This is a genomic window from Megasphaera cerevisiae DSM 20462, from assembly GCF_001045675.1.
In the GTDB taxonomy this organism is placed as follows: Bacteria; Bacillota; Negativicutes; order Veillonellales; family Megasphaeraceae; genus Megasphaera; species Megasphaera cerevisiae.
Map to the genome: position 1 here is coordinate 1 of NZ_LEKT01000185.1, position 564 is coordinate 564.

Genomic DNA, 564 nt, shown 5'->3' on the forward strand with positions numbered 1-564 from the left:
TCCTTACAGATGCTGATAAAGATTTAGTTTCTTTAAACAACAATAAATCAACAGCAAACGCAAATGATTTTAAAGCAAGTAGTGGTACAGCTAGTTTAGACACTAAAGTAGGCAATAATGGCGCAATTATCGTTGACCAACAAGTTATCAAAGATGGTATCTTCGGATATGGTGGCGCTCAAAATAAACAATGGAGTTATAATTACCAAATTGATAAAGATTTAATTCCATTTATTCAAAGTGTTGAATTAGATAAATATGATTATGATGGATTAAAAGGTTTTGATAAAACTTATAATGCTGCTAACAAAGTGGCAGATTTATCTATCGATGCCAACGGTAATGGTACGATTACAGCAAGTGATTTAAATAAATTAATCGAATTTAATAATGGTTTACCTGAAACAGTAGGTATGAGAATCGTTATTAAATTAAATCAAAGTCCAAATAATATTTTAACTAAAGATGCACAATATGATGCCAAAGGTAATTTAATTAGTTCTACAACTGACCAAGTTGAAGACTTTACATTTGCTGGATACCTTACTGATAATGCTGGTAAAT

Annotated in this window: 1 protein-coding gene; it reads left to right on the top strand. The window is 30.1% G+C overall.

Translation table 11 applies throughout. The features are described 5' to 3' along the window. The coding region (locus tag AB840_RS17400; protein ID WP_048515730.1) for a hypothetical protein at positions 1–564 on the top strand (564 nt) is incomplete at both ends.